The sequence below is a fragment of the Dongia sp. P2_B8 genome (assembly GCF_056404715.1).
Genome location: NZ_JBFUDM010000009.1, coordinates 277295 through 298393 on the forward strand (window position 1 = coordinate 277295; position 21099 = coordinate 298393).

Genomic DNA, 21099 nt, shown 5'->3' on the forward strand with positions numbered 1-21099 from the left:
GCTGGAAGCCAATGAACGAAAGCAATTTAAACGAGTATTGACGTATTGACCATAGACGAATACGTGAATTTTTTGGGTCGGTTCATAGGAGGCCGCCAGCGCCATGATAGGGGCAATTTTATTTTATCTATATCAATGGCTTGCGTCGTTTTCCTGCATTATTTGCATGAAGGGGGCATAAGTCATATATACAGTTCGGCACTTATCCACCGTTTGGCATGACCCAAGAGCGCGTAGCGTAGAGGCAGAAGATGAGCACGAAATGGTCGCCGGAGAGCTGGCGCGAAAAGCCGATCTCCCAGGTTCCGCAATATCCCGATGCCGCCAAGCTGGCCTCGGTCGAGGAGCGCCTGCGCGCCTATCCGCCGCTCGTTTTTGCCGGCGAGGCCCGCCGCCTCACCGAAGCGCTGGGTGCCGTGGCGGAAGGCAAGGCTTTCCTGCTTCAGGGTGGTGACTGCGCAGAGAGCTTTGCGGAATTTTCAGCCAACAATATCCGTGACACGTTCCGCGTCCTGCTGCAGATGGCGGTGGTGCTGACCTATGGCGCCGCCATGCCGATCGTGAAGATCGGCCGCATGGCCGGCCAGTTCGCCAAGCCCCGTTCGGCGCCGACCGAGGTGATCGACGGCGTCGAGCTGCCGAGCTATCGCGGCGACAACATCAACGGCATCGAATTCACGCCGGCAGCCCGCATTCCGGATCCGGAACGTTTGCTGCAGGCTTATAACCAGTCGGCGGCGACGCTCAACCTGCTGCGCGCCTTCGCCCAGGGCGGTTTTGCGGACCTCCACAAGGTGCATCGCTGGAACCTCGATTTCGTGGCTGATAGCCCCTTGGGCCATCGCTACAAGGAACTGGCCGACCGCCTTTCCGAGACGCTCGATTTCATGGCGGCCTGTGGCCTGACTTCCGACACCGTTCCGCAGATCCGCGAGACGGAGTTCTTCACCAGCCATGAAGCCCTGCTGCTCAATTTCGAGCAGACGCTGACCCGTACCGACAGCCTCACCGGCAAGTGGTATGGCTGCTCGGCACATATGTTGTGGATCGGCGACCGTACGCGTCAGCCGGACGGGGCCCATGTCGAGTTCATGCGTGGCATCCAGAACCCGATCGGCCTCAAATGCGGCCCCTCGATGGACCCCGATGAATTGCTGCGATTGATTGACATTCTCAACCCGCAAAACATCCCCGGCCGCCTCACGCTCATCGCCCGCATGGCCCATGACAAGGTCGAAGCCAAGCTGCCGCCGCTGGTGCGTGCCGTGAAGCGCCATGGCGGCAAGGTGGTCTGGTCCTGCGACCCGATGCATGGCAACACGATCAAATCCTCGACCGGCTACAAGACCCGGCCGTTCGACCGCATCCTGGGTGAAGTGCGCGGCTTCTTCGACGTGCACCGGGCAGAGGGAACGCATGCCGGCGGCGTGCATTTCGAAATGACCGGCCAGGACGTGACCGAATGCATCGGTGGCGCCAAGGCCGTGACCGAGGAAGCCTTGGCCGACCGTTATCACACCCATTGCGATCCGCGTCTCAACGCTACGCAGGCGTTGGAACTCGCCTTCCTCATTGCCGAGCAATTGAAAGCGGAGCGCGCCGGTGGACAACGCATCGCCGAAGCCTCGTAACGACAGCGGGAAGGATGCAGGACCAGTCAGCGGTCCTGCGTCTGACCAGGTTGCCGACTGGTCGGATCAGTATTTCCTGAAGACCAAAGCAACCGTTGCCAAGTTCGGCGACGTCAAGGTCACCTATGCGATTTTCATGCGCCGCCCGGTGATTTCGGCGCCGCGCCTGGCGGTCGAGTGGCTGCAACATGTCGCTGTCGAGCGCGGCACCGAATTCCAGATCGACCTCCAATATGACGAGGGCAGGTGGGTCGGTGCGGGCGAGCCGATCATGTATGTGACCGGGTCCTTCGTGCATCTCGCCGATCTCGAAACCTTGCTGCTGATGAAGCTGGGGCCTGCCTGTGTGGCGGCTTTCAATGCCTTCACCATGTGCGCCGATCTGCCCAATGTCGCGTTCCTCGCCATGGATGCGCGGCACTGTGCCGGCTTGGAAATGGCCGAAATGATGGCCTATGCCGCTTCGGTCGGTTCCGCCAGGGCTGGGCGCAAGGTCAAGGCGACCGGCTTCATTGGCAACGCCACGCAAGCCACGGCCCATTATTTCGGTCGCGAGAAGGCGCTGGGCACCATGCCGCATGCGCTCATCGGTTATGCCGGGTCGACGCTTCGCGCTGCCGAAATGTTCCACGAGACGTTTCCCGATGAGCCGATGACCGTGCTGGTCGATTATTTCGGCCGCGAAGTAACCGATGCGCTGACCGTGGCACGGCGCTTTGCCGCCATGGCATCGCAAGGGCAATTGTCGGTGCGCATCGACACGCCGGGCAGCCGCTTCATTGAAGGGCTCGATCCGCCAGCTTCCTATGCGGTGATGGATCGCCATGTGCCCAAGGTCATCCGTGGCTATCGCTCCGAGAGCGAGCTCCGCCATCTGGTGGGCGCCGGCGTTTCGGCGGCAGCGATCTGGCATCTGCGCGATGCGCTGAACCGCGAAGGCTTCCACAAGGTGAGGATCGTGGCCTCGTCTGGTTTCGATCCGGCGAAATGCAAGGTGATGGCGGAAGCCCAGGCGCCCATCGACGTGGTAGGCACCGGCTCGTTCCTGCCGCAGCGCTGGACCGAAACCTACGCCACAGCCGACATCATCGAATATAACGGCGTCAAGCGCGTGAAGGTCGGCCGCGAATTCCTGTTCCGGAAATAGTGCTTACTTGGGTGCCTGGTTGAACGGCACCTCGGACCAGACATAGCCGTTCTCGTTGCTATGCTGCTTCACGCCGAATTCCAGGATCCAGGTCTTACCGGTCTTGGTATCGAGCAGCATGTTGACCTTGGTCCGGCCCTTGGTGAGGTCCCGGTCCGGCTGGTCGAGGACCATCAGGATATAGCGGTTGCCGGCCGGCTCGATCACCGGGGTGGGTGTCAGGATGTCGGCCGCACTCTGGGCTGCTGCCGGTAGCGGCGAGCCGACGAGGGCGGCCATTGCCAGCAAAACCCCGAAAGAAATTCGCATCGATCTACTCCCTGTCTCCCGTTCGTGACTGATTCTAACACATTTGCCGATGCAAGTTCCGCGCCCGAACCACGGCATGCCGGCCCGGTTGCATGCCGGCCTTGTGCGGTGCGCAATTGACTTCATCCTCTTGGTAGTTAATTTCGCCTGATGACAGACAAAATCAAAATTGCCCTGGCGCAGATCAACCCCAAACTCGGCGACGTTGCCGGTAATGTGGCGCGCATTCGCAAGGCCCGTGCAGAGGCAGCAGCAGGCGGTGCCGATCTGGTGCTGGCGCCGGAACTGGTCGTTTCCGGCTATCCGCCGGAAGACCTGGTGCTGAAACCAGCCTTCCAGGACGCGTGCCGGCAGGGTGTCGAGGCTTTGGCCAAAGACACGGCCGATGGTGGCCCGGCGATCATCGTCGGTTCGCCCTGGATGGAGGAGGGCAAGCTCCATAACGGCGCCTTCCTGCTGGGTGATGGCAAGATTCTCGCCAAGCGCTTCAAATATGATCTGCCGAATTACGGCGTCTTCGACGAGAAGCGCGTCTTCGTGCCGGGGCCCTTGCCGGATCCAGTAGATTATAACGGCATGCGCCTTGGCCTGATGATCTGCGAGGATCTCTGGTTCCCCACGACCGCGGCACATCTCAAGAAGGGTGGGGCCGATCTGTTCTTGGTGCCCAATGGCAGCCCCTATGAGCATGACAAGATCGACCAGCGCCTGGAAATTGCTGGTGAGCGCTTGGGCGAAACGGATCTGCCGGTCGTCTATGTCAACCAGGTAGGTGGGCAGGACGAACTGGTTTTCGACGGCGATTCCTTCGTGCTGGACCGCGGCGGCGAGATCAAGGTGCGCCTGCCGGCCTTTGAGGAAAAGGTGGCCATCACCGAATGGCAGCGCGGCAATAAAGGTTGGCTGTGCCTGCCGGCCGATATCGCGCCGACACTCGACCCGTTGGAATCGATCTACCGGGCGATGGTCCTGGGCCTCAAGGATTATGTCCAGAAGAACGGCTTTCCGGGCATCCTGCTGGGCCTCTCGGGCGGTATCGATTCCGCTTTGTCGGTGGCGGTGGCGGTGGATGCCTTGGGTGCCGACCGGGTGCGCGCCGTCATGATGCCGTCCCCCTATACCAGCCAGGACAGCCTCGACGACGCTGCTGCCTGCGCGAAACTGCTTGGCATCCGCTACGACACCGTCTCGATCGAGCCGGCGATGAAGGCCTTCGGCGAGATGTTGTCCGGCATTTTTGCCGGCAAATCGGCCGACACGACCGAGGAAAACATTCAGAGCCGCGCCCGTGGCCTCACCCTGATGGCGATGTCGAACAAGCTTGGCCACATGCTGCTGACGACGGGCAATAAGTCTGAAATGTCGGTGGGTTACGCGACCCTTTATGGCGACATGTGCGGCGGCTATTCGGTCCTCAAGGACATCTACAAGGTGACGGTTTTCGCCCTTTCCCGCTGGCGCAACCAGAATCGCCCGAATGGTGCCCTGGGGCCATTAGGCCCGGTCATGCCGGAGCGGGTCATTACCAAGCCGCCATCGGCCGAATTGAAGCCGGACCAGACCGACCAGGACACTTTGCCGCCCTACGATGTGCTGGATGGGATCCTGCAATGCCTGGTGGAGCAGGAGATGGCCGTGGACCAGATCGTCGCCAAAGGCTATGACAGGGCCACGGTCCTGCGGGTCTGGCGAATGCTGGATCTGGCCGAATACAAGCGCCGCCAGGCCCCTCCGGGGGTCAAAATCACGCGGCGCGCTTTCGGCAAGGACCGGCGTTATCCGATCACCAACGGCTTCCGGCCCCAATAAGGCAAAAGCCCGGGGATAGGCAAAACTGATGGAAATCGAGTGTTCTGATGTCGGTTCGTGTTCGCTTCGCACCCAGTCCCACGGGCCGGTTGCATGTCGGCAATATCTATATTGCCCTGAATAATTGGCTGTTCGCGCGCCAGCGCAACGGCAGCTTCCTCCTGCGCCTTGACGATACCGATACCGAACGTTCGACGCCTGAGTTCGCGGCGGGGATCGAAGCCGATCTTACTTGGCTCGGCCTGACCTGGGACACGTTCGCCCGCCAGGTGGACCGAATTGCCGCCTATGACGCCGCGGCAGCAAAGCTGAAGGCCAGCGGCCGGCTTTATCCTTGCTATGAAAGCGCCGAAGAATTGGCGCTCAAACGCAAGATCCACCGTGTCTATGATCGCGCCGCGCTGAAATTGACGGATAGCGACCGTGCCAAGCTGGAAGCCGAAGGCAAACGCCCGCATTGGCGCTTCAAGCTGGAACATCGCCAGGTCCAGTGGGCTGATCTCGTGCGCGGGAACGAGCATATCGACACGTCCAGCCAGTCGGATCCGGTGCTGATCCGCGAGAGCGGCAGCTATCTCTACACATTTACATCGGTCGTCGATGATATCGACCTTGCGATGACGCACATCATCCGCGGTGCCGACCATGTCACCAATACGGGGACACAGATCCAGATCTTCGAGGCGCTAGGCGCGACCGCGCCGGGCTTCGCGCATTTGCCTTTGCTGGTCGACGCAACAGGTGAGGGGCTTTCCAAGCGCCTTGGCTCACTTTCCATTTCCGATTTGCGCGAGCAGGGCCTGGAACCGATGGCGCTCAACACCTATCTGGCCCATATCGGCACCGGCGTGCCCTTGGTCGTGAAGCCGCATCTTGAGGATCTGGTGAGGTCGCACGATCTCTCGAAGTTCGGTAAATCGAGCCCGCGCTTCGATCCGGCAGAGTTGCTGCATTTGAATGCGCGCCTGCTGCACCTTTTGCCCTTTGAAGAAGCCAAGGCGCATCTTGCAGGCGTTGGCTTGACCGACGTCGATGCCGCCTTGTGGGACGTGGCACGCGCCAATGTCGAAAAAATTGAGGAGATTGGGGAATGGCAACGCATCTGCCGGGGCAGTATCGCGCCGCACATCGTCGATCCCGCTTTTGCGGCAACGGCTGTCGATGTTCTGCCGCCTGAGCCCTGGGACGAGGGCAGTTGGAAAACATGGACCGAAGCAGTGAAGGTCGCTACTGGGCGCAAGGGCAAGGATTTGTTCATGCCGTTGCGCCAGGCCTTGACCGGATTGGAGCACGGGCCGGAAATGCGCCTGCTGCTGCCGCTGATCGGTCGCGAGAAAAGCCTGCGCCGCTTGCGTGGCGAAAACGCCTGATCGCGCGCGCAGTTGAGGGAAAAGTGAAATGACGATCCATCTTTACAATACACTGCGACGCGAGAAGCAGCTCTTCGAACCGATCGACCCCGATAATGTCCGCATGTATGTCTGCGGCCCGACGGTGTCCGACTACGCCCATATCGGCAATGCGCGGCCGGTTGTCTGCTTCGACGTGCTCTTTCGATTGCTGCGCCATGTCTACGGTGCGGACCACGTGACTTATGTCCGCAACATCACGGACATTGATGACAAGATCATGGCCGCCGCCGAAAAGAACGGCGAAAGCATCGAAAGTGTCACGACGCGCACGACCGGCTGGTATCACCAGGACATGGCCGCCGTTGGTGCCATGCCGCCCAGCCGTGAGCCGCGGGCGACGGAGTTCGTGCCGCAGATGGTGGCGCTCATCGAGCAACTGATCGGCAAAGGCAATGCCTATGCGGCGGAAGGTCATGTGCTGTTCAACGTGCCGTCGATGCCGGATTACGGCGGACTGTCCGGCCGCAGCCTCGATGACATGATCGCCGGCGCCCGGGTCGAAGTGGCTCCCTATAAAAAGCATCCGGCCGATTTCGTGCTGTGGAAACCGTCAGAGGCCAACCAGCCGGGCTGGCCCAGCCCCTGGGGCCGTGGGCGCCCCGGTTGGCATATCGAATGCTCGGCCATGTCCGGTGAACTGCTGGGCGAGGTGTTCGATATCCATGCCGGCGGTATCGACCTCATCTTCCCCCATCATGAGAACGAGATCGCCCAGAGCCGCTGCGCTCATGGCTCGGATGTGATGGCCAAGTTCTGGCTGCACAATGGCTTTGTGCAGGTGAACGGCCAGAAGATGTCGAAGTCGCTCGGCAACTTCTTTACCGTTCATGAGCTTCTGGATGAGGGCTTGCGCGGCGAGGCGATCCGGCTGGCTTTGTTGTCGGCGCATTACCGGCAGCCGATCGATATCACCCGGGACGGGATCCAGGAAGCCAAGATCCAGCTCGACCGCTTCTACGGCGCGTTGGCCAAGGCTGGCGAGATCGAGGTTGAGCCGCAACCGACCGACCGGATCCTCGCGGCACTGGCGGACGATCTCAATACACCGCTGGCGGTCAGCGAGATGCATGAACTGGTCACAGAGCTTAACAAGGCAACGACACCAGCCAAGAAGGCTGCGGCAAAAGCAGCCGTGCTTGGGGCCGCTCAGCTGCTGGGCATTTTGTGGCAGGACCCGATAGTCTGGCTGCAGCAGGATGATGGCGGAAAAGGCCGCAGTGCGGCCGAAATCGAGGGGCTGATTGCCGATCGTATCGCGGCCCGCAAGGGCAAGGATTTCGCCGAGGCAGATCGCATCCGCGACATGCTGGCCGGCGAAGGTATCATGCTTGAAGACAGCCCTTCCGGAACGACCTGGAAGCGGAGCTGACACCATCTTGTATCGAGCTTGTGCCGGGGTGGTTCATAATTGTTAAGAGCTGCCCCGGCCACTCTCGATCTTGCTGTTTGTCGTCTTCAGGAGGAAGATAGTTCTGGGGACGACGTTACGCCGGGCGTAAACGCGGCATAGCAGGCGCAGCCGATGACATATCGGCGCCTCGTGTCGGAAGAGTTTTTGAAGATCTGCTCAGTCCGTACAGCAGCGATCTATCGCTACTGGGGTGCCAAGAAGTGCGGCCGAAAACTGCCGTGCCGTTCCAATATCGACCCTGCCGAAATGAAGCCATGGTTGCCGGGATTGGTGCTGGTCGATATCGCCGATCAACCGCCGCCGCGGCGCATCACCTATCGCGTGGTTGGTACGGCGGTCTGCGAGCATCGCGGCTTCGATCCGACCGGCAGGCCGGTGCAGGAAGGCCTCTACGGCAATGCCCGTGACGAGGTGCTGGAGAATTATCGCATCGCCATCGACGAGAAGTCGATCGTCTTCGACTTCGATGCAACGCCATCGCGTTCCGGCTATGCGCGCGAAATTGGCACGCTTTTCCTGCCGCTCTCCAGCGATAATGAGACGGTCGACAAGATCCTAATCTACCAGGACATCGAACAGATCAAGCCGACCTATCGGCTCTAGCGCCATTCGGTCAGTGTCGCTCGGCCAAGGCCAACCGGATGGCGAGGCCGACGAAAACCAGTGCTGACAAACGATTGAGCCAGCGACCGATGCCAGCCGACCCGCGCAGCAATCCTGCGGCGGTGGCCGTCGAGACGGTCACGATGCAATTGACCGTCGTGCCGCTGATGTTGAAGAGGGTTCCCAGGAATAGGATCTGCAGCCAGACCGGGCCGGCCGTCGGGTCGACGAATTGCGGCAGGAAGGCCAGGATAAACAGCGCCACCTTTGGGTTGAGGACATTGGTGAGGACGCCTTCCCAGAACAGGCGCCAGAGGGAAACCGGGGGCAGGGTCTTAGCGGCACCAGCGCTGGTGCTGTGCGACATCAGCGCCTTCCAGGCAAGATAGAGCAGATAGGCAGCCCCCACCGCCTTCACGGTGACGAAGGCCGCTTCCGAATGGGCGAGGATCGCCGAGACGCCGAAGGCCGCCAGGCAAGTATGGACGACGCTGCCGCCGGCGATGCCAAAGCTCGCCGCAATGCCGGCTGCTCGCCCCTGTGTTGCGGTCCGGGCGATGACATAGGTCATGTCGGCGCCGGGTGTCAGGTTGAGCGCCAGGGCAGCGATAAAGAACGGCCAAAGCGTGGCTAGATCCGGCATTTCTCTCTCATTCCAATGGGTTGGTAATTTTCTGTCGGTGGCGCTGCTTGACGGCCAGAGTTTCATATGATGAATACCCGGTCAACGGACGACAAACGGTTGGAAAAGCCTACAAAATCATGGCGCCACAAAGATGACTGACGACAAGCGCGTATATCTTTTCGACAGCACGCTGCGCGATGGCGCGCAGACGCAGGGCGTCGATTTCAGCGTCAATGACAAGCTGGCGATTGCCCACGCCCTCGACCGGATCGGCGTCGACTATGTCGAAGGCGGCTGGCCTGGCGCCAATCCGACCGACGATGCGTTCTTTGGCGCGCCGCCTAGCTTCAAGCGCGCGAAGTTCGTGGCCTTCGGCATGACCCGTCGGCCCGGCCGCTCGGCATCCAACGATCCGGGGCTGACGGCGCTGCTCAATGCCAAGACGGCCGCCGTCTGCATGGTCGGCAAGAGCTGGGATTTTCATGTCGATGTGGCGCTCGGCATCAGCCGGACCGAAAATGTCGACATGATCGTCGAGAGCATCGAGCATGCCAAGGGCCGCTGCAGTGAGGTGATGTTCGACGCCGAGCATTTCTTCGATGGCTACAAGGCCAATCCGCAATATGCGCTGGAGTGTGCCGTTGCTGCCTATAAAGCTGGCGCGCGCTGGGTGGTGCTGTGCGACACCAATGGTGGGACATTGCCCCATGAGGTCGAGCGGATCGTCGGTGCGGTGACGGAGAAGGTGCCGGGCATCAATCTCGGTATTCACTGCCACAATGATACCGAGAACGCGGTTGCGAATTCCCTGGCTGCCATTCGCGCTGGTGTGCGGCAGGTGCAGGGCACGCTGAATGGGCTGGGTGAGCGCTGCGGCAACGCGAACCTCATCTCGCTCGTTCCGTCCTTGATGCTGAAATCGGATTTCAAGGTCGGGTTGACGGAACAGGATCTGAAACAGCTGACGCATGTCTCGCGCCTGCTGGATGAGCGCCTCAACCGGGCGCCCAACCGCAGTGCCGCCTATGTCGGCGAAAGCGCCTTTGCGCACAAGGGCGGGCTGCATGTCTCGGCGGTCGAGAAGGATCCGCGCACCTATGAGCATATCGAGCCGCATCTCGTCGGCAACCGCCGCCATATCGTGGTCTCGGACCAGTCGGGCCGCGCCAATATCCTGGCGCGCTTCCGCGAGATCGGCCTCGATGTCGATGCCGATGACGGCAAGGTTGGCGCTCTCGTCGAGACGGTGAAGCTGCGCGAATATGATGGCTATGCCTATGACGGGGCCGAAGCTTCATTCGAATTGCTGGCGCGGCGCGCCTTGGGATCGGTGCCCACTTTTTTCAAGCTGGCGCGCTTCCGCGTGATGGACGAGCGGCGCTGGAATGTGCGTGGTGATCTGGAGACGGAATCCGAAGCGACCGTCACACTTGATATCGACGGTGACCCGCTGATGACGGTAGCGACCGGCAATGGCCCGGTGAATGCCTTGGATACGGCGCTTCGCAAGGCGCTGCTGCCGCATTATCCGGGGCTCGCCGACATGCGCCTGGTGGATTTCAAGGTCCGTATCCTGACCCCGCAGGCAGGCACCGAGGCAATCACGCGCGTGATGATCGAAAGTGCCGACGATGCCGGCGAACGCTGGACGACGGTGGGCGTCTCGCCCAACATCATCGACGCCTCGTTCGAAGCCCTGAACGATGCGATCATCTGGAAGCTGCTGAAATCCGGTGCCCGTTGAACACGCCCGCCATCATCCTCATTACGCCCCAGATGGGCGAGAATATCGGCACGGCCGCGCGCGCCATGCTGAATTGCGGCCTCACCGATTTGCGGCTGGTCGGGCCGCGTGACGGCTGGCCGAATGTGAAGGCCGAGCGCGCGGCGGTCGGCGCCTTCGAGAAGATGGAGCCGGTCAAACTCTTCGAAACGACTGAAGAGGCGCTGGCCGACCTCACCTACGTCTATGCCACCTCGGCGCGCGATCGGGATATGGTAAAGCCGGTCGTGACCGCACGCTTTGCAGCCGGCGAGGCGCGCGAGAAGATCGCTGCCGGCGGCAAGGTCGGCTTCATGTTCGGCGCCGAGCGCATGGGGCTCCTCAATGACGATGTGGCGCTATCGGACGCGCAGCTGACCGTGCCGCTCAACCCGGACTTTACCAGCCTCAACCTGGCGCAGGCCGTTCTATTGGTGGGCTATGAGTGGTTCCAGGCCGGTGACGCGACACCGCCGCAGCAACTGGCGACAAACGGTGCCGAGCCGGCGACCAAGGATCAGGTTTACGCTTTCTTTGCCCATTTCGAACGCGAACTGGATGCCTGTGGCTTTCTGCGCAACGAAGCCGCGCGGCCGACCATGGTGCGAAATCTCCGAAACATGTGGTCACGCGCGGGTCTCACCGAACAGGAAGTGCGCACGCTCCATGGTGTCGTCAAAGAGTTGACAACGCTCCGCGTGCCGCGAAAATAGCCGGCGATTTCCCCAGCGATGCGTCAAGTGGCGCGAGCGAGGCGAATTGGCGACGGTTTCATTCACCGCCCATCTCCGCAAGGTAGCGCCGCCCGGCGCGACGAAGGTCGCTGCCGACAATCTGGGTGATGCGCTCAATCAAGTTTTCGCAAAAGCGCCGAAACTCAAAGGCTATGTGGTCGACGAGCAGAATCGCCTACGTCGCCACGTGGTGATCTTCCTCAACGGTTCGCGGCTCGCGCCGGCGAATTGGTCCGCCCAAAGCCTGGCAGCGGATGATGATGTCTATGTCATGCAGGCGCTCTCAGGTGGTTGATAGCCGACGGATGATGGAGGAGGCGTAGATGGCACGGAAACTGGCAATCGGCTCGCGCAAGGGGTTGATCTTCTACGTCGCTGATGGCGATGGATGGCGCTATGACGGCGTCCATTTTCGCGGCACGCCCATCAGCATGGTGATGCAGGATCCGCGCAATGGCAGCCTCTATTCAGCCCTCGATTATGGCCATTTTGGCCCGAAGCTGCAGCGCTCCGACGACAACGGTGCGACTTGGGCTGAGGTGACGCCGCCGGCATTCCCCAAATCCGACGAGAAGGACGCCCCTGCTGTCCTCAATATCTGGGCGCTGGAGCCAGCGGGCAGCGACATGCCGGGAACCATCTGGGCCGGAACGGTGCCGGCTGGCATCTTCCGCTCGGACGACAAGGGAATGAGCTGGGAGTTGAATGAACCATTCATGGCGCTGCCGCAGCGGTCGGAATGGGGTGGCGCCGGCAATGAGACGCCGGCGCTGAGTTCCATGGCCATTCATCCCGCCGATAGCCGCAGGATGGCCGTCTCAATTTCGGCGGGCGGCGTCTGGCAGACGGGAGATGGCGGCAAATCCTGGCGAAACACGTCGAAGGGTCTGTGGGCCGCCTATATGCCGCCGGACCAGGCTGAGAATCCGAATGTCCAGGATGTGCATCAGATGCGGCGCTCACCGTCGCAGCCGGATCGTCTTTATATCCAGCATCACAATGCCGTCTTTACCTCGGCCGATGGCGGCCAGACATGGCAGGAGATTTCCAAGGCATTTGGTTTTGCTGTTGCCGTCCATCCCAAGGATCCGCTGACAGCCTGGTTCGTGCCGGGCGAGAAGGACGAATATCGCCAACCGAAGGACGAGATTTTCTGTGTCACCAAGACGAATGATGGTGGCAAGAGCTTCCGCCAGATCACCAAGGGACTGCCGGCGAAACCTGCCTTCGACCTGGTGCTGCGGCATGCTTTGGACGTGGATCGGAGTGGTGATCGGCTGGCTTTTGGCTCGACCACCGGCAATCTGTGGTCAAGTTCCGACGGCGGGGAAGGCTGGCAATTGCTGTCCGGGCACCTGCCGCCGGTCTATTGCGTTCGCATGCTCGAATAATTAACGATGTATTTCAATGAGTTATCGGCGCCATTTGTCGCGTCCAGGGCGCTTGACTAGGGGGATTTAGCGGTTATATTCCGCCCGCTCCCGCGCCGGACTGCCCATGAGGCATGCCCAGCCGCCGGTTTTTACCGGGTCGGACAGCCGGGACATGAACAACGTCGTGAAAAAACGAGAAGGTAACCTATGTCGAAGCGTATTGAAGCCAAGCACAAAATTGACCGCCGTTTGGGCGTCAATCTCTGGGGCCGCCCGAAGAGCCCGATCAACGACCGCGAATATGGTCCGGGCCAGCACGGTCAGCGCCGCAAGAAGCCGACCGATTACGGCATCCAGTTGATGGCGAAGCAGCGCCTGAAGGGCTATTACGGCTCGATCGGCGAGCGCCAGTTCCGCAAGCTCTATCAGGAAGCCGTGCGCCGTCGCGGTGACACCTCCGAAAATTTGATCGGCCTCCTCGAGCGCCGTCTCGAGACCGTGGTCTATCGCGCCAAGTTCGTCCCGACCGTGTTCGCCGCCCGCCAGTTCGTCAACCATGGCCATGTCCTGGTGAACGGCAAGCGCGTCAACATCGGTTCCTACAAGCTCTCCGACGGCGATGTCGTCGAAGTGCGTGACCGCGCCAAGCAGCAGACCCTGGTGGTCGGTGCGGCGCAGTCGCAGGAACGCGACACGCCGGATTACCTCGAAGTCGACCATAAGAAGATGACCGCGAAGTTCGTGCGCGTCCCGGCCCTCGGCGATGTGCCGTACCCGGTCAGCATGGAACCGCATCTGGTGGTCGAATACTACTCGCGCTAATCGCGTAAGCGCGCCAGAACGTCAAAGGGCCGGTCCAGAAGACCGGCCCTTTTTCGTTGTCAGTTGCCGCGCAGCCGGTCGAAGCCGCTGGTCAGGTCTTCGATAAGATCCTGCGGGTCTTCCAAGCCGGCATGGAGACGAACGGTCGGTCCCGCCGCGTTCCATTTGGTTGCCGTGCGGGCTGTGGTGAGGGAAGAAGGCACGATCAGGCTTTCATAGCCGCCCCAGGAAAAGCCGAGCCCGAACAGTTCCATGCCGTCGATCATGGCATTGACGCGCTCTTCCGCAGCGGGCTTCAGCACCATGCCGAAGAGACCGGTCGAGCCCAGGAAATCGCGCTTCCACAATTGATGGCTCGGATGGTCCGGCAGCGCCGGGTGCAGGACGCGCTCAACCTCCGGGCGACCCTGCAGCCATCTGGCAAGGATGAGCGCACCTTCCTGATGCTGGGCGAGACGCGCTGACAGGGTGCGGATGCCGCGGAGCGCCAGATAGCAATCGTCGCCGCCGACGGCAAAGCCCATGCCGTGTACCTGCGTCTTCACCTGTTTATAGAATTCCTCGCGCATGGTGATGATGCCCATCATCACGTCGGAATGGCCCACCAGATATTTGGTGGCCGCATGCACGACGAGATCGACGCCATGGCGATAGGGCTTGAAGTAAAGCGGGCTGGCCCAGGTATTGTCCATGATCACGACGCAGCCCTTGGCATGCGCCGCAGCGGCAATCGCCGGCACGTCCTGGATCTCGAAGGTGTGCGAGCCGGGGCTCTCCAGATATACGACTTTAGTATTGGGTCGAATGAGCGAGGCAATGCCAGCGCCGATCAGCGGATCGTAATAGGTGGTCTCGACGCCAAATTTTTTGAGCTGGCTGTCGCAGAAGAAGCGGGTGGGTTCATAGACGCTGTCGACCATCAACACGTGATCGCCGGCACTGACAAAGCTTAACAAGGCACCGGCGATGGCGCCCATGCCAGAGGGGACGGCGACGGCCCTGTCCGCCTCTTCCAGCGCCGCCACGGTCTCCTCCAGGGCGAAGGTGGTCGGCGTGCCGTAGCGGCCATAATAGACATTATTGAACTTGTCACGGCCACGGGCCCGCATGTCGGCGACATTGTCAAAAAGGACTGTCGAGGCGTGATAGACGGGAGGGTTAACGATCCCCTTGTTGGCTTTCGGGTTGTTGCCTGAGTGTGTAATTAGGGTGCGATCACGCCGTTTCATGGGCCGTTCCGATGTGCTGCTGTTAAGACAGAATGCATTTAGCACCCCAACGGCGCCGTTCCTAGCCCAGCCCTTGCGGACGCCTAATCGGCGAATGGCAGGCATCGCCGCCGATACGCCGGAGTTTGCCAATGGTCAGGAAGCTTGTGAGAGAAAAGTCCTTGTGTTACAGAAAATTCAAGCTGGTTTCGTCTCTGGGAACTGCACCCGTAAATGGGGCATTGGCGAGGCCGGTGAAAATTAAGAAAGAACTCCAGGGAAGGACTTCCAAATGAAACATCTGAAGTATGTCGTTGCCGGTGTGGCGCTGCTGGCTGGGATGGCCACGGCGGCCCAAGCTGCCTCGACCCTCGACACCGTCAAAGGCCGCGGCAAGCTCGTTTGCGGCGTGACCACCGGTCTCGCAGGCTTTGGCGCGCCGAACGACAAAGGTGAATGGGCCGGCCTCGACATCGATCTGTGCAAAGGGATCGCCGCGGCAGTGCTGGGCGATGCCAGCAAGGTTGAATACAAGCCGCTCTCGGCTGAACAACGTTTCACCGCGCTGCAATCGGGCGAAGTCGACGTGCTCGCGCGCAACTCGACCTGGACCCTGTCGCGTGACAGCCAGTTGGCGCTCGATTTCGTCGCCGTCAATTACTACGACGGCCAGGGCTTCATGGTGCACAAGGATTCCGGCGTGAAGAGCGCGCTGGAATTGAAGGGCGCCACCGTCTGCGTGCAGGAAGGCACGACGACCGAAAAGAACATGGGCGACTATGACAAGGCCAACGGTCTTGGCTTCCAGCCTGTGAAGTTCAAGGAAAATGATCAGGCGCGCGCTGCCTATGACGAAGGCCGTTGCGACGCCTACACCACCGACGCCTCAGGTCTGGCTGGTGAGCGCACTGCGCTGAAGGATCCGGCCAATAACGTCATTCTGCCGGAAATCATCTCCAAGGAGCCGCTTGGTCCGGTCGTTCGTCATGGTGACAACCAGTGGGGCGACATCGTGCGGTGGACCCATTTCGCGACGTTGGTTGCGGAAGAAAAGGGTATCACCCAGGGCAATGTCGATGAAGTGAAGAAGACCAATGGTACCGACAACCCCAATGCCGACGCTGAAGTGCAGCGTTTGCTGGGTGTCTCGGACAAGATGGGCGAAGGCTTGGGTCTGAGCAACGACTGGGCCTACAACATCATCAAAGCCGTGGGCAACTATGGCGAAATCTTCGATCGCAATGTCGGTCCGAAGACGCCGATCGGGCTTGAGCGTGGTCTCAATGCCTTGTGGAACAAGGGCGGTCTGCAATACGCAGCGCCGGTTCGCTAAGCCTCTAGATCGCTGATATCCTACGCCCGGCCAAAAGCCGGGCGTAGGTGTCTTATTTGCACGCAACCCGTTGGGGAGGCGTTGACATGGCGTCAGCAAAGGCTGCGGCTGCTTCGGGCGGCCCAGGTCAATTGGTATCCGAACAAAAAGTCGCCTTCTGGCGAGACGAACGTGTGCGCGGTCTTATCGCGCAAATCGTCGTCATCGTCCTGTTGTTGGGCGCACTCGCGTTTCTCATCTATAATTTCCTTGAGAAGCAGGCGAACAGTGCCGGGCCGGCGATCAGTTTCGAGTTCCTCGACAACATCGCGGGCTTCCAGCTCAGTTTCTCGATCATCGATGTGACGCTCGATTCACCGATCGGGCGCATGATCACGGCGGGTGCTATCAACACGCTGCTGGCAGCTTTCTTCGCTGGCATCATCGCCACCGCCCTGGGATTGCTGGTCGGCGTCGCACGCCTCTCCAAGAATTGGCTGATCTCCCGGATCGCTGCCACCTACATCGAAATCATCCGCAACATTCCACTGCTGCTGCAGTTGGTGTTCTGGTATGGCGGCGTGCTGGTGGCGTTGCCAAAGCCCAAAGACAGTATCAGCCTGTTCGAGGCCGTGTTCCTCAACATCAAGGGCTTGTTCCTGCCCAAGCCTATCTTTCAGGCCGACGCCGGCCTGTTCTTCCTTGCCATTTTGGTCGCGATCGGCGTCGCGATCGGGATTGCGCATTGGGCGGGCAAGCGGCAGATGGCGACGGGACAGCAATTCCCGACGATCATCGTCAACACGCTCATCATCATTCTGCTGCCGGTGCTGGCCTATATTGTCAGCGATCCCATTGTCTGGGAAATGCCGCAGAAGGGCGCCTTCAACTTCAAGGGCGGCATGACGGTCCAGCCGGAAATGACGGCGCTCATCATCGGCATTGGCATCAGCACGGCGGCCTATGTCGCGGAAATCGTGCGGGCCGGTATCATGTCGGTCAGCCACGGACAGACGGAAGCATCATTGGCACTCGGCTTGAAGTCGAGTTGGACCTTGCGATTGGTGGTTCTGCCGCAGGCGCTGCGTGTCATGATTCCGCCGATGATCAGCCAGTATCTCAATGTCGTGAAGAATTCGACACTGGCCGGATTCATTGGCTACGCCGATCTCTTTGCCGTGATCGGGACGTCGCAGAACCAAACAGGCCGCGCTGTCGAATGTGTCGTCATCCTGATGGCATTCTATCTGACGGTCAGCCTGGTCATCTCGACCTTCATGAACATCTACAACAAGCGCGCCGCGCTGATAGAACGGTGAGGGCGCCATGACGGACATGACCGACACTCCCATCATCCCAGGCGAGCGACCGAATCTGCCGCCGCCAATCACTGAAACAGGCGTCATCGGCTGGTTGAAGCACAATCTGTTTTCCAGCTGGTGGGACAGTCTGCTGACGCTGGGCGCCATCTACATCATTTATCTGATCGTTCCGCCCTTCATTTCATGGGCGTTTGTCAATGCGGACTGGAATTTCTTACCGTCAGTTCTGTCGGGTGAGAAGCCGCCGCAGATCTCCGATTGCACCAGCGGCGGCGCCTGCTGGATCTTCGTCCGGGCACGCTTTGGGCAATTTTTCTATGGCTTCTATCCGGATGCCGAGCGCTGGCGTGTGAACTTGGTGCTGATCATGTTGGTCGGCTCGGTCTATGGCTTGCTGTCCGAGCGGATCAAGGCCAAGAAACCAATCGCCATCTTCTTCTTTGCTATCTTCCCGATCCTGGCCTTTGTCCTGCTGTATGGCGGCTTTGGCCTGTCGGTGGTTCCGACACAGCAATGGGGTGGCTTCATGCTGACCCTGACCTTGGCTGGCATCGGGATCGTCTTCTCCCTGCCGATCGGCATTCTGCTGGCGCTCGGGCGCCGGTCGCAACTGCCGATCGTGCACCTGCTCTGTGTGCTGTTCATCGAGTTTGCGCGCGGCGTGCCGCTGATCACGATCCTGTTTATGGCTAACGTGATGCTGCCGCTGTTCCTGCCGCCGGGTGTCGAGTTCAACATCCTGCTGCGCATCCTCATCGGCGTGACCATGTTCGCCTCAGCCTACATGGCGGAAGTCATCCGCGGTGGCCTGCAGGCTCTGCCCAAAGGGCAATATGAAGGCGCCATGGCAATGGGGCTCGGCTACTGGTCGATGATGCGCCTCATCATCATGCCGCAGGCCCTGCGCGTTGCCATTCCTGGCATCGTCAACAATTTCATCAGCCTGACCCAGGACACGACATTGGTGGCGATTGTCGGCCTCTACGACTTCCTCAATATCGTGCGCGCTGGCTCGCGTGACTCCAACTGGATCGGCACGGAAATCGAAGGTTATATTTTCTGTGCTTTCGTCTACTGGATATTCTGCTTTGCCATGTCGCGCTACAGCATGCGCATCGAACGCAAACTTCAAACCGGCCATAAGCGCTGAGGGGCTAGCAATGAGCACACAAGCACAAGCCAATCCGTCCGGTGCCGACCTCGCCGTCAGCGACGAGGTCATGATCGGCCTGACCGGTGTCAATAAATGGTACGGGCAGTTCCATGTGTTGAAGGACATCGACCTCACTGTCCTCAAAGGCGAACGGATCGTCATTTGCGGCCCGTCGGGGTCGGGCAAATCCACGCTGATCCGCTGCATCAACCGCCTGGAAGAACATCAGCGTGGGCGCATTGTCGTTGACGGGATCGAGCTCACGCACGATCTCAAGAATATCGAGAAGGTGCGCCGCGAGGTCGGCATGGTGTTTCAGCACTTCAACCTGTTCCCGCACCTGACCGTGCTCGACAATCTGACCTTGGCGCCGATCTGGGTGAAGAAGGTGCCGAAGAAGGAAGCGGAGGAGGTGGCCATGCACTACCTCAAGCGCGTCAAGATTCCGGAACAGGCCGGCAAATTTCCAGGCCAGCTCTCCGGCGGTCAGCAGCAACGTGTGGCGATCGCGCGGTCGCTGTGCATGAATCCCAAAGTCATGCTGTTCGACGAACCCACATCGGCACTCGATCCGGAAATGATCAAGGAAGTGCTCGATGTTATGATCGAGCTGGCGCGTTCCGGCATGACGATGATCTGCGTTACCCACGAAATGGGCTTCGCCCGCACCGTCGCCAACCGGGTCATCTTCATGGACAAGGGCGAGATCATCGAGCAGAACGAGCCGGAAGAATTCTTCAACAACCCGAAATCGGACCGGACCAAGCTGTTCCTCAGCCAGATCCTGCATCACTGAGAACCCCAACCCCTCTCCCAGCAGCGGTGAGGAGCTTAATGTCACCCGCAACGGAGACTTCCTCGCCCCACATGGTGGGGAGAGGGTTGGGGCGACGGGTTCTTAGCCTTTCAGTAAGGCCGCGATCGCTGTAACTGGATCGGGTGCAGACCAGATGGCGGGATCGGGGGCCAGGAAATCGGTGCCCGCGCCAACGAATTGCGCAGCGGTGTCTGCGGTAAACTGCCCGGCGATGACGCTGGGCACCGTCATCATCTCGGTCCACCAGACGGCAAGTTCGACTGCCTCGGCCTGTAGGTCCGTAGTGGCAGTAAACTGGACATAGTCCGCGCCAGCTTCGCCAACTTCCATCGCCGTGTGGCGTTCGAGCGGGCAGGCGACACCAACGATGCCATCGGTGCCGACGATGCGCCGCGCGTCGCGATATCGGCCGCCATCGGAGAGATGCACACCATCGGCGCGCAGCTTGATGGCGAGATCGGCATCGTCGAGCAGGACGGCAACACCCTTGTCCTGTGCCAAAGGCAGCAGAGTCTTGGCGATGGTGGTCACGCGGGCCGCGTCGGTTCCTGCAATGCGCAGGCAGGCGATATCGGCGGCGGCCATTACTGCCTTTAACCGGGTAGCAAAAGCAGACACATCAACGCCGCCCGAGACAAGCTCGGGCGGCGTCGTAAGATAGAGGCGGCAGGTTGGGGCTTCGGCAGAGATCGCCTTATTCCTTGCCCTGATAGATCTTGATGATGGTATCGAGCATCTGCAGCGCTTCCTCGCGTGGCCGCTGGAAGGTGTTGCGGCCGATGATCGAACCGTTGCCGCCGCCGTCGCGAATGCCGCGGACTTCGTCATAGAGGCCGTCGAGGCCCTTCGAGGCACCGCCCGAGAACACGACGATCCGCTTGCCGTTGAAGCAGGCCTGCGTCACATGACGGATACGCGCTGCCATTGTCTCGGTGTCGATCTTTTCCTTCTCATAGACCTTCTTGGCTTCGCCCGGCTCAAGGAAGGCCGTTGGCGGCTTCACCTTGATGATGTGGGCGCCGAGGAGGGCAGCCATGTGCGCCGCATAGGCGCAGATGTCCAAGGCCGTCTCGCCTTCCTTGCTGATGGTGTCGCCGCGCGGATAGGACCAGATCACGACGGCAAGGCCGACCGCCTTGGCTTCTTCCGACATCTCGCGGATTTCTTCCATCATCTCGAAGGCGTAGTCGGAGCCCGGATAGATGGTGAAGCCGATGGCCGAGCAGCCGAGGCGCAGTGCATCGTTGACCGTACCGGTGATGGCCTGGTCCTTGAGGGTCGCAAGGCTGTTGGAGCTGTTGACCTTGAGAATGGTCGGGATCTGGCCGGCAAAGGTGTCGGCGCCGGCTTCGATCATGCCGAGCGGTGCCGCATAGGCGGAGAGGCCGGCTTCAATGGCGAGATCGAAATGGTAATGCGGGTCGTAAGCGGCCGGATTGGGGGCGAAGCTGCGGGCGGGGCCGTGTTCGAAGCCCTGGTCGACCGGCAGGATGACCAGGCGACCTGAACCGCCAAGGCGGCCATTCATCAGGATGCGGGCGAGATTGCCCTTGGTGCCAGGATTGTCAGATTCATAATGTGAAAGGATCTTGCGAACTTTTTGAGTTGTTTTCATATAGTTAGCTCCCGCAGGCCAGTCGGGACAGAAA

Annotated in this window: 21 protein-coding genes; 16 read left to right on the top strand and 5 right to left on the bottom strand. The window is 60.5% G+C overall.

What is annotated here, in order from left to right; translation table 11 throughout:
* Positions 1–251: 251 nt before the first annotated feature.
* On the top strand, positions 252–1631 hold the full coding sequence (locus AC1DWZ_RS22265) for a class II 3-deoxy-7-phosphoheptulonate synthase (protein ID WP_477171146.1): 1380 nt from the start codon (positions 252–254) through the stop codon (positions 1629–1631).
* Positions 1603–2778, top strand: a complete 1176-nt coding sequence (locus AC1DWZ_RS22270; RefSeq protein ID WP_477171147.1) for a nicotinate phosphoribosyltransferase — start codon at positions 1603–1605, stop codon at positions 2776–2778. The genes AC1DWZ_RS22265 and AC1DWZ_RS22270 overlap by 29 nt, the downstream gene beginning before the upstream one ends.
* 3 nt (positions 2779–2781) lie before the next feature.
* Here AC1DWZ_RS22270 and AC1DWZ_RS22275 read toward each other — a convergent pair whose 3' ends face one another.
* A complete protein-coding gene (locus AC1DWZ_RS22275) occupies positions 2782–3087 on the bottom strand; it encodes a hypothetical protein (protein ID WP_477171148.1) in 306 nt (101 codons plus the stop codon).
* Between the two features lie 150 nt (positions 3088–3237).
* Between AC1DWZ_RS22275 and AC1DWZ_RS22280 the strand changes: the two genes are divergently transcribed.
* From AC1DWZ_RS22280 to AC1DWZ_RS22295, 4 genes are all read left to right on the top strand, one after another.
* Complete coding sequence (locus AC1DWZ_RS22280) at positions 3238–4896, top strand: NAD+ synthase (protein ID WP_477171149.1); 1659 nt, start codon at positions 3238–3240, stop codon at positions 4894–4896.
* Between the two features lie 44 nt (positions 4897–4940).
* Entirely contained in the window at positions 4941–6266 is a 1326-nt protein-coding gene (locus AC1DWZ_RS22285) for a glutamate--tRNA ligase (RefSeq protein WP_477171248.1), read from the top strand.
* A gap of 28 nt (positions 6267–6294) precedes the next feature.
* Positions 6295–7677 carry a cysteine--tRNA ligase gene (cysS, locus tag AC1DWZ_RS22290; protein WP_477171150.1) on the top strand — a complete coding sequence of 461 codons (1383 nt, stop codon included), beginning with the start codon at positions 6295–6297 and terminating at the stop codon, positions 7675–7677.
* Positions 7678–7830: 153 nt separating this feature from the next.
* Complete coding sequence (locus tag AC1DWZ_RS22295; protein ID WP_477171151.1) at positions 7831–8322, top strand: PAS domain-containing protein; 492 nt, start codon at positions 7831–7833, stop codon at positions 8320–8322.
* Between the two features lie 10 nt (positions 8323–8332).
* Here the strand turns inward: AC1DWZ_RS22295 and AC1DWZ_RS22300 are convergent, their stop codons facing one another.
* On the bottom strand, positions 8333–8965 hold the full coding sequence (locus AC1DWZ_RS22300; RefSeq protein ID WP_477171152.1) for a LysE family translocator: 633 nt from the start codon (positions 8963–8965) through the stop codon (positions 8333–8335).
* A gap of 133 nt (positions 8966–9098) precedes the next feature.
* Here AC1DWZ_RS22300 and cimA point away from each other — a divergent pair, with 133 nt between their 5' ends.
* The 5 genes from cimA to rpsD all read left to right on the top strand — a co-directional run bounded on the left by cimA (position 9099) and on the right by rpsD (position 13638).
* Positions 9099–10691, top strand: a complete 1593-nt coding sequence (cimA, locus tag AC1DWZ_RS22305) for a citramalate synthase (protein WP_477171153.1) — start codon at positions 9099–9101, stop codon at positions 10689–10691.
* Positions 10688–11422 (top strand): RNA methyltransferase, encoded by a 735-nt coding sequence (locus tag AC1DWZ_RS22310; protein WP_477171154.1) that lies wholly within the window; start codon positions 10688–10690, stop codon positions 11420–11422. The genes cimA and AC1DWZ_RS22310 overlap by 4 nt, the downstream gene beginning before the upstream one ends.
* Before the next feature lie 46 nt (positions 11423–11468).
* Entirely contained in the window at positions 11469–11738 is a 270-nt protein-coding gene (locus tag AC1DWZ_RS22315; protein ID WP_477171155.1) for a MoaD/ThiS family protein, read from the top strand.
* A gap of 28 nt (positions 11739–11766) precedes the next feature.
* Entirely contained in the window at positions 11767–12834 is a 1068-nt protein-coding gene (locus AC1DWZ_RS22320; RefSeq protein ID WP_477171156.1) for a WD40/YVTN/BNR-like repeat-containing protein, read from the top strand.
* Between the two features lie 189 nt (positions 12835–13023).
* Positions 13024–13638: a 30S ribosomal protein S4 gene (gene rpsD / locus AC1DWZ_RS22325; RefSeq protein ID WP_477171157.1), complete on the top strand. Its 615-nt coding sequence runs from the start codon at positions 13024–13026 to the stop codon at positions 13636–13638.
* Positions 13639–13697: 59 nt separating this feature from the next.
* On the opposite strand, the gene metC is transcribed toward rpsD, so the two are convergent.
* Complete coding sequence (gene metC / locus AC1DWZ_RS22330; RefSeq protein WP_477171158.1) at positions 13698–14867, bottom strand: cystathionine beta-lyase; 1170 nt, start codon at positions 14865–14867, stop codon at positions 13698–13700.
* A gap of 94 nt (positions 14868–14961) precedes the next feature.
* Here metC and AC1DWZ_RS22335 point away from each other — a divergent pair, with 94 nt between their 5' ends.
* The 5 genes from AC1DWZ_RS22335 (at position 14962) to AC1DWZ_RS22355 (ending at position 19429) form a co-directional block, all read left to right on the top strand.
* On the top strand, positions 14962–15111 hold the full coding sequence (locus AC1DWZ_RS22335) for a hypothetical protein (protein WP_477171159.1): 150 nt from the start codon (positions 14962–14964) through the stop codon (positions 15109–15111).
* Positions 15112–15138: 27 nt separating this feature from the next.
* Complete coding sequence (locus AC1DWZ_RS22340; RefSeq protein ID WP_477171160.1) at positions 15139–16179, top strand: amino acid ABC transporter substrate-binding protein; 1041 nt, start codon at positions 15139–15141, stop codon at positions 16177–16179.
* Positions 16180–16265: 86 nt separating this feature from the next.
* Entirely contained in the window at positions 16266–17477 is a 1212-nt protein-coding gene (locus AC1DWZ_RS22345) for an amino acid ABC transporter permease (RefSeq protein WP_477171161.1), read from the top strand.
* Positions 17478–17484: 7 nt separating this feature from the next.
* Positions 17485–18630, top strand: a complete 1146-nt coding sequence (locus tag AC1DWZ_RS22350; protein WP_477171162.1) for an amino acid ABC transporter permease — start codon at positions 17485–17487, stop codon at positions 18628–18630.
* Between the two features lie 70 nt (positions 18631–18700).
* Positions 18701–19429, top strand: coding sequence for an amino acid ABC transporter ATP-binding protein (locus tag AC1DWZ_RS22355; protein WP_477171249.1), 729 nt, complete (start codon positions 18701–18703; stop codon positions 19427–19429).
* A gap of 102 nt (positions 19430–19531) precedes the next feature.
* On the opposite strand, the gene AC1DWZ_RS22360 is transcribed toward AC1DWZ_RS22355, so the two are convergent.
* The gene (locus tag AC1DWZ_RS22360) at positions 19532–20068 is read right to left on the bottom strand and encodes a thiamine phosphate synthase (protein ID WP_477171163.1); all 537 of its coding nucleotides are present in this window, start codon (positions 20066–20068) and stop codon (positions 19532–19534) included.
* A gap of 76 nt (positions 20069–20144) precedes the next feature.
* Positions 20145–21065 carry a class I fructose-bisphosphate aldolase gene (locus AC1DWZ_RS22365; RefSeq protein ID WP_477171164.1) on the bottom strand — a complete coding sequence of 307 codons (921 nt, stop codon included), beginning with the start codon at positions 21063–21065 and terminating at the stop codon, positions 20145–20147.
* Between the last annotated feature and the right edge of the window lie 34 nt (positions 21066–21099).

What these genes read in the sequence shown, in the direction of transcription:
- AC1DWZ_RS22265 (WP_477171146.1), top strand. Translation starts at nt 252, where the DNA reads ATGAGCACGAAATGGTCGCCGGAGAGCTGGCGCGAAAAGCCGATCTCC.
- AC1DWZ_RS22275 (WP_477171148.1), bottom strand. Translation starts at nt 3,087, where the DNA reads ATGCGAATTTCTTTCGGGGTTTTGCTGGCAATGGCCGCCCTCGTCGGC.
- AC1DWZ_RS22280 (WP_477171149.1), top strand. Translation starts at nt 3,238, where the DNA reads ATGACAGACAAAATCAAAATTGCCCTGGCGCAGATCAACCCCAAACTC.
- cysS (WP_477171150.1), top strand. Translation starts at nt 6,295, where the DNA reads ATGACGATCCATCTTTACAATACACTGCGACGCGAGAAGCAGCTCTTC.
- AC1DWZ_RS22295 (WP_477171151.1), top strand. Translation starts at nt 7,831, where the DNA reads ATGACATATCGGCGCCTCGTGTCGGAAGAGTTTTTGAAGATCTGCTCA.
- AC1DWZ_RS22300 (WP_477171152.1), bottom strand. Translation starts at nt 8,965, where the DNA reads ATGCCGGATCTAGCCACGCTTTGGCCGTTCTTTATCGCTGCCCTGGCG.
- cimA (WP_477171153.1), top strand. Translation starts at nt 9,099, where the DNA reads ATGACTGACGACAAGCGCGTATATCTTTTCGACAGCACGCTGCGCGAT.
- AC1DWZ_RS22320 (WP_477171156.1), top strand. Translation starts at nt 11,767, where the DNA reads ATGGCACGGAAACTGGCAATCGGCTCGCGCAAGGGGTTGATCTTCTAC.
- rpsD (WP_477171157.1), top strand. Translation starts at nt 13,024, where the DNA reads ATGTCGAAGCGTATTGAAGCCAAGCACAAAATTGACCGCCGTTTGGGC.
- metC (WP_477171158.1), bottom strand. Translation starts at nt 14,867, where the DNA reads ATGAAACGGCGTGATCGCACCCTAATTACACACTCAGGCAACAACCCG.
- AC1DWZ_RS22335 (WP_477171159.1), top strand. Translation starts at nt 14,962, where the DNA reads ATGGCAGGCATCGCCGCCGATACGCCGGAGTTTGCCAATGGTCAGGAA.
- AC1DWZ_RS22340 (WP_477171160.1), top strand. Translation starts at nt 15,139, where the DNA reads ATGAAACATCTGAAGTATGTCGTTGCCGGTGTGGCGCTGCTGGCTGGG.
- AC1DWZ_RS22345 (WP_477171161.1), top strand. Translation starts at nt 16,266, where the DNA reads ATGGCGTCAGCAAAGGCTGCGGCTGCTTCGGGCGGCCCAGGTCAATTG.
- AC1DWZ_RS22350 (WP_477171162.1), top strand. Translation starts at nt 17,485, where the DNA reads ATGACGGACATGACCGACACTCCCATCATCCCAGGCGAGCGACCGAAT.
- AC1DWZ_RS22355 (WP_477171249.1), top strand. Translation starts at nt 18,701, where the DNA reads ATGATCGGCCTGACCGGTGTCAATAAATGGTACGGGCAGTTCCATGTG.
- AC1DWZ_RS22365 (WP_477171164.1), bottom strand. Translation starts at nt 21,065, where the DNA reads ATGAAAACAACTCAAAAAGTTCGCAAGATCCTTTCACATTATGAATCT.